General features: G+C 41.1%; 5 protein-coding genes. 3 read left to right on the forward strand and 2 right to left on the reverse strand.

Going from position 1 to position 13,396, the window contains the following annotated elements; translation table 11 throughout:
* Positions 1–3: 3 nt before the first annotated feature.
* A complete protein-coding gene (locus tag IR083_RS03780) occupies positions 4–1,257 on the reverse strand; it encodes a DUF2264 domain-containing protein (RefSeq protein ID WP_194223294.1) in 1,254 nt (417 codons plus the stop codon).
* Positions 1,258–1,481: 224 nt separating this feature from the next.
* Here IR083_RS03780 and IR083_RS03785 point away from each other — a divergent pair, with 224 nt between their 5' ends.
* From IR083_RS03785 to IR083_RS03795, 3 genes are all read left to right on the forward strand, one after another.
* A complete protein-coding gene (locus IR083_RS03785) occupies positions 1,482–4,862 on the forward strand; it encodes a SusC/RagA family TonB-linked outer membrane protein (protein ID WP_194223295.1) in 3,381 nt (1,126 codons plus the stop codon).
* Positions 4,863–4,879: 17 nt separating this feature from the next.
* A complete protein-coding gene (locus tag IR083_RS03790) occupies positions 4,880–6,781 on the forward strand; it encodes a RagB/SusD family nutrient uptake outer membrane protein (RefSeq protein WP_194223296.1) in 1,902 nt (633 codons plus the stop codon).
* 105 nt (positions 6,782–6,886) lie between these two features.
* Positions 6,887–9,178 carry a glycosyl hydrolase family 95 catalytic domain-containing protein gene (locus IR083_RS03795; RefSeq protein ID WP_194223297.1) on the forward strand — a complete coding sequence of 764 codons (2,292 nt, stop codon included), beginning with the start codon at positions 6,887–6,889 and terminating at the stop codon, positions 9,176–9,178.
* A 42-nt stretch (positions 9,179–9,220) separates the two neighbouring features.
* Here the strand turns inward: IR083_RS03795 and IR083_RS03800 are convergent, their stop codons facing one another.
* Positions 9,221–13,261 carry a two-component regulator propeller domain-containing protein gene (locus IR083_RS03800; protein WP_194223298.1) on the reverse strand — a complete coding sequence of 1,347 codons (4,041 nt, stop codon included), beginning with the start codon at positions 13,259–13,261 and terminating at the stop codon, positions 9,221–9,223.
* Between the last annotated feature and the right edge of the window lie 135 nt (positions 13,262–13,396).

A 13,396-nucleotide genomic window follows, 5' to 3' on the forward strand; every position in this document is an offset into this window, starting at 1 on the left:
ATATTATTTGCGGACAGATTCATGGTAATCTTTTAGGAATGGTTTACCACTCCAGGCCTTACGTGATGTCCAGTCTTCCGGAGTATCTGTCCAGAAAGGGTGATCTGCCGGCAGGCCAAGGGGCAGAAACACAAGAGAAGTCATGTACAGACTTCCGTTGTTCGTATAATAATCCGCCAGTTCCGGCTGATGTCCCACAAATCCTAATTGAAGAAATCCTTCCTGTCCAAAATTCCCTTCCACAGAGAACATATTTTTCATAACAGCAGTCAGGGCATTTCTCACCTGCCCGTTTGTCATCGTTTCAGGTAAGCCGTATTTCCATGCGGACAATGCCAGGGTTTGGAAAGCTCCCAGCCGGTATGTCATTGATCTGCCTACCGCCGGAAAGGTGCCTTCGGGGGATATAAGCCTTTCCAATAACTGGTTGTAGCGTTGCATACGCCTTAATGCCAGGTTAAAACCGAGGGGTGTATAAATTTTCTTTTGTTCCATGGCTTCCGTTATTTCCACAAGCATGGGATGCATCACATATCCGTTATAATAATCGAGGGAATAATCCGCTCCATCCGAATACCAGCCATCTCCGAGATACCATTCGTCCAGTTTACGGATAGCCAGATCCAGAGCGAAGCCGTCATATTCTTCTCCGGTGGATAAAAGGAAGGCTTCTATGATGGCTCTGAATAACAGCCAGTTATTATATGCCGGACGAACAGAGCGTAAATTCCTGAACTCTTTAATATATCGCTCCTTTGTGACCTTGTCCAGTGGATTCCATAATGCTTCCGGCGCACGCATAAAACTATTGGCAATATAGGCTGCATCGACCAGAGCCTGCTGATGCCCCCTCCACAGCAAATAATCCGGACTATCCGGGTTCACGGCATTGGTATAGCTTTTTAACGCCCATTCTTTTAATTGTTTTCTTTTTATCCCTTCATCGGTAGCATCATCTTCCGGTAAGCCCAACCATGGGGCTATACCTGCCATCAAACGTCCAAAAGCTTCTGTGTAAGCTACATCTTTATTTCGTCCGTCCCAGGTGGGACTTAGTTCGAGAACCATATTCTTTTTCAGTTCGCCTTTGCTCATATTCATAAGCACGGGTTCGGATATCTCATACAGCAAACTAACCCAATAAGTCCTGTCAGATACTCTGGGTTGATGAGATCTTCCTTTCTGAGAAAAGGCACTTGTGGATATAACAAATAACAAGCATAACAAGATAGTATGCTTAAAACGAAATGCTTTCATAGATTTCATATGCTTTTCATAAATATTTTTAATAGATAGTATCCATATACAAAAGTAGAGAGGATAATACTCCGCAAGTAGTAAAAATGTTCATATTATGGTATAAAATTGTACGCGCGGAATATTCTGGCCCTTTATTCGTACAATAATAGAATCTAAAATACATATATATATAAATATTTGTGAAAAATATTTTTTATTCTTTAATACCTTAAAAAAAATCTATGGACAATAAAATCCGGTTTTATACGCCGATACCTATATTTATATTAGGCGTATGTTTATTCTTAGGAGTTATTCCTGTAAATTCATTTGCCGCGGTAAACGAAACATATCAGCAGGCAAAAATTGTTAAAGGAGTGGTGAAAGATGGTAATGGAGAGCCTCTTCCCGGTGTAAGTATTTCGATAAAAGGAACGACCAACGGAACCATGACGGATGTTGACGGGAATTATTCTTTAAACGTTCCTGATGGTAATTCTACTCTGGTTGTTTCATATGTTGGATTCAAAACTCAGGAAATAAAGGTCAGTAATCAGACTACAATTGACATTACGCTTGAAGAGTTAAGTAAAGAACTGGATGAGGTCGTTGTTGTCGGTTATGGCGTACAAAAGAAGATAAACCTGACTGGCTCGGTTGCGGCAGTACAGGCTGACAAAATCGAGAACCGTGCCGCTCCGAACTTATCCACGATGCTCACAGGGTTGGCTTCGGGCGTCTCAGTACGGCAAAGTTCAGGAAACCCGGGTAGTGACGGGGCGAATATCCGCATCCGCGGTATCGGAACTTTCGATGGAAGTTATCGTTCACCCCTGGTAATTATTGACGGTGCAGTTGCCGATATGAATTCTGTAAATCCTGAAGATGTAGAAAGCGTCAGCTTACTTAAGGATGCCGCCTCTGCATCTATCTACGGATCGCGTGGAGCTAATGGTGTGATATTGGTCACTACCAAAAAAGGTGCAAAAAATGCTGCGCCAAAAGTTACTTATACCGGTATTTTCTCGCAGACTAAAGCCAGCAGGGTATTTGATTTTATTTCGGATTATGCCGATTATATGGAATTATACAATATGGCTGAATTTTCCAATAATCCGAAGGCTACCAGTACCTATGACAGTGAAGAAATTGCTGCATGGAGGGCGGCTAAGGCAAACCCGAACGGAATATACACCGATCCCGACAACGGGAACCAAGTACCTAACTATCTCGCATATCCGAATACTAATTGGAGTGATATCCTGTTTGCTCCTACTTATTCCCAGAAACATAATCTGTCTGTATCGGGAGGGAGCGAGAACAGTAACTATCTGTTGTCTCTGGGTTACTATGACAATCCCGGTACTTTGGAGAATACGGGAATAGACCGTTTTAACGCGCGTGTAAATGTTGAAAGCCGGATTACAAAATTCCTGAAAATAGGGACGCAAACTTATGCTATGCGGCAACGTAAAGATCCCGGGAATCTCGATCAGGTGAATACATACCGTTTTCAGACAGTCGGAGGTATCGTCCCTTATTATGACGGCAAATACGGCGCGCCTGAAAGCCCGAAAGAGAAAAACGATGTAAGAAATCCTCTCCGGGATGTAAATGCAATAGGAGGAGTTAATACGACTACACGTATCAATACCACGTGGTATGCAGAAGCGGAAATCTACAAAGGTCTGACCGGACGGGCTAGCATAAACTATCAGAATTATTTCTATGATAGTAAAACATACTCCCGTCATCTGGACAGTTATACATTCCGAAAAGGCACTATATTACAACCGGGTACGACTCTGAAAGACGCTACTACTACACGGTCCTACGCCAAACAGGAGCAATACACGGCGAACGTCACACTGAATTACAATACAAAATTCGCAGAAGCTCATGATTTAGGTGTTATGCTTGGCTATGAACAGTTCTACTTTAACAAGTCGGGTGTAAAGGCTACCAAAAAAGGATTGCTTAGTTTTGATGTTACTGATATTACCACAGGGTCGGATATGTATGAAATAAGTGGTAACCCCAACGAGAGTGAGGATAAGAACAAGCCTGAAATGGATTACGCAATGATTTCCTATTTTGGCCGTTTAAACTATGCTTATAAAGGTCGTTACCTATTCGAGGCCAATTTTCGCCGCGACGGTTCATCCCTTTTCTCACCCGATAACCGTTGGGGTACGTTCCCTTCGTTTTCTGCCGGATGGCGTGTGAGTGAAGAAAGTTTTTTCGAACCATTCAATGACAAGATTAGTAACTTAAAACTTCGTGCTTCGTGGGGACGGCTGGGTAATGCAACTTCCGGATATTACGACTGGCAGGCTGTGTATGCTAAGGCGCGGTATGTATTCAATAATGTCATTTCCGACGGTGTGGCAATATCAAAAATAGCAAATCCGCTGTTGAAATGGGAAAGTGTGACATCCAAAGGGATTGGTCTGGATGCTTCATTCCTGAATTCCCGCCTGACTGCTGAATTCGATATTTATGACCGGCTGACTGAAGGTATCCTTACCTCTCCGGCTATTTACCTGACCATGGGAACTGCAAGTGCACCTACAAAAAACACATCGGACATGCGTAACAATGGTCTGGAGGTCACACTCGGATGGAATGATAAAATAGGCAATGTTCGTTACGCTGTAAGCGGTAATTTCTCTTACAACCAGAACAAGGTAGTGAAATATCTCGGTAAGCTTGAAGAAGGCTGGGTAGATAAGGACGGTAAGCGTGTATATCAAAGCAATATCGGTGAAGTGACAAGTGCTGGTTCTGAAACAGGGACGCTTCGTGTGGAAGGCCATATTTTCGATGAATATTATCTCCGGACACGGTATCATGGAACCGGAACTTATTATAATAATGATGGTAGCGTAAATCCTCAAGGGGGGCCTAAAGACGGTATGATTCGCTCCGAGGCCGACCTGAAATGGGTACAGGATATGATTGCTGCAGGAAATTCTTTTAATGGAGCATCAGTAAAACAGGGCGAAGGTTTATGGTACGGTGAGTATATATATGCCGACCTGAACGGAGATGGCAATTATGGAAATAATTATGACCGCCAGTTTACCGGAAAATCGTCATCTCCCAAGTATAACTTCGGCTTAAACCTGTCTGCTGAGTGGAATGGTTTTGATATAAGTATGACATGGGCTGGGGCAGGCGGCTTTTGGTATTATTTGCGTGAAAGAGGCGCTAACCAAAACAATCTGGCCTCTAAAACAGATATTCTGCCTCTCGATACCCAGAGTAAATTTTATTATCTCGCGTATAATAAAGAGACTAGCGCTCCTATCTGGGATGATCCCCGCAATAACCTGACGGCTGAATATGCCCGTCTGCGTACGGGTGGAAATGGGCCCTATGCAGCAAATGACCAGTACTTATATGACGCCACTTACCTGAAACTCAAAATGCTGCAAATAGGCTATACTTTCCCAAAAGCGTGGACACGGAAAGCGTATGTCAATAATCTCAGAATATTCGTGTCAGGTGAAAACCTGTTGACAATTACCAAGTATCCGGGTGTCGATCCTGAAATCGGAGGTGGACTGAATATATACCCTATTTCCCGCTTACTTTCTCTGGGTGTAAATGTTAGTTTTTAACCTGAAAAAATAAAATTATGAAAAAGAATATATTTTATATATTGACAGTTATTATAATATCCGGATATTATAGCTGTACAGATATTTTAGATACGACACCTTATAATGCTCTGGCATCAAGTAGTATGTGGCAATCGGAAGAGTCAGTGGATCAGAGTGTGGCCGGTATATACTCCGCCTTGTACGATTGGGCTCCGGGTGCTTATGATGCTGATTTTGATAAAGGGTTCGGCAGTACTTTCGGATTTGAACGTTGGGGTGTGGCCGGACAATTGCACGGAGCAGAATCTCTTACCAGCGGATCTATTAATCCGGGGAGCGACTATTTTAAAAAAACATGGCAAAAACTATATGAAGGAGTCCATCGTGCCAATGATGCAATAGCAAATATTCCGGCAAAATCGCCCGCTTCGGCAGAAAAAAATGCTCGTTTAATAGCGGAAGCTAAGTTCTTACGCGCCTATTTTTATTTCCGTTTGAATGAATTATTCGGACGGGACGGGCTTGGCGTACCGGTTTACACGGAACCGGTAGCTATCGAAGACTGTACGAAAGGGCAATCTCCCGAAGCTGATGTATGGGCTCTTATTGTTAATGATCTCACTGATGCTATTAATGAACGAAATCTGCCTGATAAAGATAATACGGGACGTGTCAGTAAAGGTGCTGCCTATGCTTTGCGTGGTAAAGCCTATTTGTATCAGGGAGCAAAATATGCTGAGGATGGAACTGTTTCCAAAGATGAAACTTTGTTGAACAAAGCAGTTGCCGATTTTGAAGAAGTGGGAAAGTGTGGCTACGGATTGTTTCAGGGCGGCTATAAAGAACTGTTCACCGAAGCCAATGAACATTGTGCAGAAATGATTTTCAGTATACAACATACTGGAGATACGGATTACGGTACTATTTCTCAAAAATTTGTAGGTAGTCGTTTCGCTTATTCGGGAACAGCAAACGGTTGGGGAAATCAGACTCCTGCTCCTGCCGGTACCGATTTGTACGAAAATTTGGATAGCGCACCATTTAATTGGGATGATGTGATTCCCGGATATAGCGCTCTTACAGAACCTGCCGACCGTGCAGTTTATTTCTTACGCGATACTTTGGATGCATCCGGAAATATACTTAAGCAGGAGGGGGACGGAAAACCACTGGACCAAACAGTCCGGAAAAAGGTAAGGGATATTGTAAATAAAGCCGTGAATACAAAAAATGATTATCTTCCTTATGGAAACGAGGCGCGTATAAGAAAGGTGTACACAAACCGGGACCCAAGACTTGAAGCTAATTTTATCACGCCTTATGCAGGCTTTATAGGGGGGTATAGCTTTGCCGGAGCCGGTAATGCGATGGAAGTTTACTCCAGATGGCCGTTGGGTTCGAATAGTGCGGCGCCTGCTGCCAGTCAAAGGGCTGACATGGCAACGGATGATGGTAGTAATTTTACTTATTTCCACCGGAAATTCGTTTATGAAGGTACAGGACTTGCCAGGCGGGAAGACGGGCCTCTTGATGAGCCACTTATCCGTTATGCGAATGTTTTGCTTTGGCAGGCGGAAGCATATGTAGAATTGAATCAGCCAGACAAAGCCAAAGCAATGGTCAAGCTTGTACGTGACCGGGTGGACATGCCAACTTTAGATGCCGGTTTTGCTAATCAGACGATTGCCCGCAATTATGTTCGTGACGAAAGACGCCGTGAATTCGTAAATGAAGGCGTCGATTTCTTTGACGAAATGCGATGGCGTACCTGGAAAGATATGAAATTTAACCGGGGAAAGGGCTCTCAAGGCGTTTGGGGTAATAATTTCCGTGCATATACCTGGCCTGTTGATAATGATTTATATATCTGGCCTGTTCCTCAAACAGAGATTGAGAAAAATCCAAATCTCCAAAAGACTCCGGGTTGGAAATATTGATGGGGTGTAATATCTTATAATAAATTATATATATGTATAGTGCCACAAGGGTGTTTTTGTTACTTTTGTGGCATTATTCTTTGGGTATCTTAAAGATTTTATATAATGAAGGCAAATATCCTTTTTTTACTGTTGTTCATTTCTTGTTCTTCAATCCTTTTTCCCCAAAAGAAAGTATCCACAAGACAAATCGACTGGCCATCTTTCCTGTCCCGGCACGACTTGGTATGGGATAAGATAGTTCCCGATTACTATACGGGTGCTATCATGGGAAACGGGCTTCTGGGCAATAATGTCTATAAGGAAGGTGACGCGTATAAATTCCATATCGGGAGGGTTGACGTTACCGAAGGGAGAATGCCTGTGGATAAATCGCAATACAGGAATTTATATCACGGCGCAAGGCTTCCCATCGGTTACTTTCTGATGAAGCCCGCAGGAAAAACACTTTCCGAACACATGAGGCTTAATCTGTGGGACGCAACCACAATAGGAACCGTGACGACAGACATGGGAAGAATCGCATTTAAAAGTTATGTGCATGCAACCAGGGATGTCATTGTGCTGGAAACAGAGACGGAAGGTAGCGAATGTGACTTCGAATGGGAATGGAGACCGTTAAAAGCTATCAGCCCCCGTTATACGGCAGGAGGAGAAGATTACCCGCAGGAATATATTGATAATCCAAATCCGGATGTGAAAATATACAGGGATGGCAACTATAATCTATCTGTACAGGATTTATTAAGCGGGAAGACTTATTGTGTGGCATGGTGTGAGATAAGAAAACAAGGAAACTCCCGCCGGTTCCTTATAACTGTCGCGCAGGAAGCAAACGAAGAATCGGCTGTAAAAAAGGCTAAAGTAACGATCGGTGATGCATCGAAAGAAACGGCCCTGTCTATAGAAGACAGCCACAGGCAATGGTGGCACAGCTATTATCCATTGAGCTTTGCCACTTTTGGCAATGCTAAAATGGAAAGTTTTTACTGGATACAGCAGTATAAATTAGGATGCCTGACCCGTCCGGATAAGTATATCATAGACTTGCAGGGACCCTGGGCGATGGAGAAAACACCATGGCCGGCCATCTGGATGAACCTGAATGTTCAGTTGACATATTCCCCCTTGTTTACTGCAAACAGGGCTGAACTGTCCGAACCCTTATGGAGCTCATTAAACGACAACCTGCAAAACCTGATCGACAACGTAACGGTTGACGGATGGAAAGCCGATGCCGCTGTTATAGGCAGGAGCACCAGCTACCATTTGTTCTCACCTTTGAACCCGGATATAGACAATAAAATGCTCTACGAGACCGGCAATCTGACATGGATATTATACTATTACTATCAGTATTGCACATATTTGCAGGATGAGGATGAACTGTTGAATAAGTTCTATCCCCTCTTAAAGAAGAGCATCGCCTATTATGAGCATATAAGGGAAAAGCGTTCGGACGGCAAATATCATCTTCCCGAAACGGCCTCGCCCGAATACAAAACGGCGAAGAATTGTAATTATGATCTGTCCCTGCTTCAATGGGGACTCAAAATATTGCTGGAAATAAATGAAACTTACAAGTTAGATGATAAAAAAGCTCCCGACTGGAAAGATTTCAGGGACAACCTGACTCCTTACCCCGTCGATCCGGCAAAAGGCTTTATGATCGGAGAAAATGTAAACCTGACCGGTTCGCACCGCCATTATTCCCATTTACTGATGATATACCCGTTATATCTGGTCAATTGGGAACAACCTGAAAACAGGGAGCTTATCTCCAGGAGTATCTCATATTGGCAAAGCATGCCGGATTATTTGCAGGGATATTCCTTTACAGGCTCATCATCCATGTATGCCATGACAGGAGACGGGCAAAAGGCTGTTGTCCAATTACAGCGACTGCTCGACAGGTATATACAGCCCAATACACTGTATAAGGAAACAGGGCCGGTGATAGAGACCCCATTGGCCGGGGCAGCTTCCCTGCAAGAGCTTTACCTGCAATCGTGGGGAGGCAAAATAAGGGTTTTTCCTGCTGTGCCGGATAGCTGGCCACAGGCATCCTTTATTAATTTCAGGACGGAGGGGGCTTTTCTGGTAAGCGCAGCCCGTGATAAGGGAGAAACAGTGTTTATACAGGTGGAGAGTGAAAGGGGCGGATTGTGCCATTTACAGACAAACATGGATGCGGATAACCTCAATATTGAGGATACAGGTGGTAAAAGAATCGCTTTTTCTGTTATCGATAAGGCTCAGGGCCTGATTGAAATAAATACCCGGAAAGGGGATGTGATACGGATAACTGATAGAACCCGGGAAACGATAATGCCGGAGCCTGTGAAACATCCGGAGAAGGAATGGAATGTTTATGGGATAAAAGCCAAGCCGGAATGATATATTATGATTTTCTTTCAAAGCCGGTACTTTACATATTATTTAATTTTCCTCCGGCTTGTCTTTTTTACGTCTCCAGTCTTGCGGATTAATACCGTAAAAAGTTTTGAAACATTTACTGAAATATTTGGTTGAAGAAAATCCTAAACAAATAGCTATATCTGAAATATTCATCTGCGGACGGTTCTCAAGTAATCTTACAGCTTCTTTTAATTTGAGATTCAGTGTGAATTCATTTGGAGTAAGACCGGTTTCCTGTTTTATGACCATGTATAATTTTGTTCGTCCCAATCCCAGTTCTGTCGCTAACCTGTTCATGTCAAATTCGGTGTTTTCAAAATTAGACTTTATTATTTCTATTGCTTTATTGAGCAATAAATTGTCATTATCACCTGTTATTTGTGCTTCGTTATTGTCAGTTACAAACTCTTTGTTTCTGAATTTTTTATATAATAAATTTCTGTTATTCAGCAGGTTATTGCATTGAGATAACAGTATGCTCATACTGAACGGTTTTGTGATATATGCATCGGCATTGAACAACAATCCGTCCAGTATCTGCTGTTCGGAATCCTGTGCTGTCAGTAATACCACAGGGATATGAGACGTGTAAATATTATTTTTTATCTTATAACACAATTCCTTACCTGTCATGTTCGGCATCATTATATCACTCACCACAATGTCTGGCAGGTATTTTAGGATAATATCCCAGCCTGTTTTTCCATCAGTGGCCTTATATACATTATACTGTATTGAAAATGCTTCCGTCAATATTTTCAATAGTTCCTCATTATCTTCGACAAATAATACAGAAGGTGCATCCGGATTTGGTCTTGGACTGTCCGGTTCTGTTTCGTCCTCTGTCAGATCGTTAAGTTGAATTTTATCATTCATCACAGGCAGGAAGCTCTGGCTGCTTGTGTCTTTTTGTTCCAGTTCCTGCTTGGAGAAATGCGATATTCCTAAATTTAACACGATGACAAACGTACTTCCTTCATTTAATGTGCTTTTGACATATATTTCACCCTTATGCGCCAAAACTATTCCTTTTGTTAAAGCCAGCCCTATTCCTGTACCTGATGTAATCCCGGATGCCGGGTATTCTACCTGATAAAACCTGTCGAAAACTTTGGATAATGATTCCTGTGGGATACCTATACCGTTGTCTATTACTTTTATATAGACCTGTTGTCCTTTAATTGCTATGTCCAACTTGATATTGCCTCCTTCCTGCGTATATTTAAATGCGTTTGATAAAAGATTATAGACTGCTTTCTGAAATTGTACAGGGTCTATATATATCGTGATGTCCGGTTCGGAATACTGAAAGGTGAATTTTATCCGCTTTTTCAATGCATATTCCTGAAATATGGAGAATACACTTTTCATATAGGCTATAAGCTCAACCTGTTTTAGATTTAACCTGTTATAACCCTGTTCCTGTTTTCGGAAATCAAGCAGCTCTGTTACCAGATTCAATAAATGGTTTGTATTTTTTTGAATTCGCAGAAGTTTGTGTATGACTTTATTTGTCAGGTCTTTTTGGGTTAACAGAAGTTCAATCTGTCCTGAAATTAAAGTCAGGGGTGTCCTGAATTCATGGGACACATTCATGAAAAAACGAAGTTTGTTCTGATTTAAGGCTTCTATTTGTATCTTTTCCTTTTGGGTGGCTTTCAGTTTAATACGCTGTGAATAAAATCTGAAAACCGCGCCGGTAATTAAAACTATTAATATAAAATATAATATATAAGCATATATGCTCAGATAGAACGGAGGGCTGATATGAATGGCAAGCATATAAATCTGGCTGGATTTTTCTCCGTCTTGTTCCTCCCGTATCAATAACTTGTATGAGCCAGCATTCAGATTGGTATAGGTTATTACCGGATTGTCCGTATGTATCCATTCATTGTCGTATCCTTCCAGTTTGTATTCATAACTATGGGTTGTATTTAAATAATTGGAAGAGGCAAATTCTATGATAATATTGTTTTGTTCGGAACCTAGTTTTATTTCATCGCATAAAAATAACGATTTATCTAATATACCGGATTTGTCTTCCGGCACAACAAGTTGATGGTTAACATATAGTTTGTCAAAATATAACGTGTATTTATTGTCCTTTTTATTCAGGTCTTCTTCGTAAAATGAAACCAGCCCGTTCACCCCGCCGATGAATATCTCTTTATTTTTGGTGACGTATACGCTACTTCCGTAATTGAATCCTGTCAATGGGAATTTAGGTGTTGTCATTAATAAGGGCTTGCTTATTTGTTCCGGACTCAGGATTGAGATGCCTTTATTGTGAAGCAATAGCAATTTTCCCGAAGGCAGTTCGGATATACAATAACAATAATCGCTTTTCAAACCATCCTTTTTTGTATAAGTTTCTATTTTATCCGATTCTTGAGTATATCTGAAAATTCCATGTCCTACAGTTGAAAAGTAAATATCACCGGAACTGCTTTCATAAATATCCGTTATATTGGAACTTATAATGTCTTTTCCATTTTGATCCTGTTTAAAGTTTCTTACTTCTTTGGTCTTTAAATTTATACTTGTAATTCCTCCCTTTTGTATCCACAGCCTGTCATTGCTGTCGATAAGAAATGTATATAAGCCAATACCGGATAGCTGACGGATTATGTCCGGATTGGTGCTGAGAGGGTGTAGCTCTTCTTTTTCCATATCCATTTTCGCAAATCCGGATTGCGTTAACAGTACCAGGCATCCATCATAATATTGCATTTTGTTAATTGTATTGTTGGGAAGGGAATAAGGATTTGCTGTACCGGACAGAATCCTTCTGAAATTTTGCTTATTTATGTCATATATAACCAGACCTCCGTTGTATGTACCTATATAAAGCTGTTCTGTGCCTTGCCTGTACCAGATACATTTCTGGTTATTATATTCGGTCGTTTCAAGATTGTTGTTCTTAAACATGAATCGGGAAAATTGCCTGCTTTCTAAATTTAGGCAATTTAGGGCTCCGCCTTCAGTACATATCCAAAGATTACCTTTTCCATCTTCTGTCATTTTTCCGACAAAGGGAAAACTCAAAAAATCTATGTTTGTAGAACTGGCCCCATAATACCGGAACATATCTATTTCTGTATTGAAATAATTGACCCCTCCGAAATAAGTTCCAACCCAGACTGTTCCCTGAATATCTTTCAATAAGGCAAAGACTGAATTATGGCTGAGGGCATACGGTATGTTGTCATTGCTGATATATTTTTTCCATAATCCGGATTCCGGATCATATCGGTTTAATCCGAAAAAAGTCCCGATCCATATTGCACCCGTATTATCTTCTATTATTGTACGCACCTGGTTGTTTGAGATGGAATTCTTACCGGGGCTATGCTTATAGTTTGTTATATCCCGGGAAGGAGAGATTACATACATGCCGCTCGAATAAGTTCCTATATACATACATTCCCTGCTGTCTTCGAACAGACATGTGACATCTTCATTTTTTAGTATATGTTCCTGTTTTTCTCCAGTATTGCCAGAAATGATAGCCAAACCTTTTGTTCCGCCCACCCATGATTGCTTGTCGTTGATGTAGAAGCATTTTATATTTCCTATGTCGGCTGTTATTTGGGCATATTTTATAAACGTGTCGGATTTTTTATCATATTGTAAAATTTCATTACCTGTCACGACCCACAAGGAATTTTTCCGTGAAAATACCGCTTTTATATTCTTTACAGGTAATATCCTAAACTTTTGTGAGGCTATATCATATCTTATCAGGTTATTATCGGCATGTATATAGATAGAACCGGCTTTGTCCCCCTGTATCGAATAGATCATATTTTGGGTAATCCTGTCTATTTCTTCCGATGGCCTGAATATCTGCATCGTTTGTCCATTATACCGGTTCAAGCCTTCTGTCGTTCCAAACCACATGGTACCCATTTCATCCTGATAAATCGACATGACATTGATCTGGGCTAAACCATCCTGTATCCCTATATGATAAAAATAAATATCATTATTACTTGCAGCTGATCCATAGTAAGATACACTTACTATAATAAATAGTACTATACTTAATAAAAGTTTCATCAATCCGTATATACAATTGTTCAAATATTTACAAACCATTCAATTTTCTATCTTAATCTCCTAATGAAGCAAAACTTATTCAAATGCAATGCTTCGTTTATAAGCAATACAGGAATACATTTATATTATCAATAA

This window comes from Dysgonomonas sp. GY75 (assembly GCF_015234155.1).
GTDB classification, from domain to species: Bacteria; Bacteroidota; Bacteroidia; order Bacteroidales; family Dysgonomonadaceae; genus Dysgonomonas; species Dysgonomonas gadei.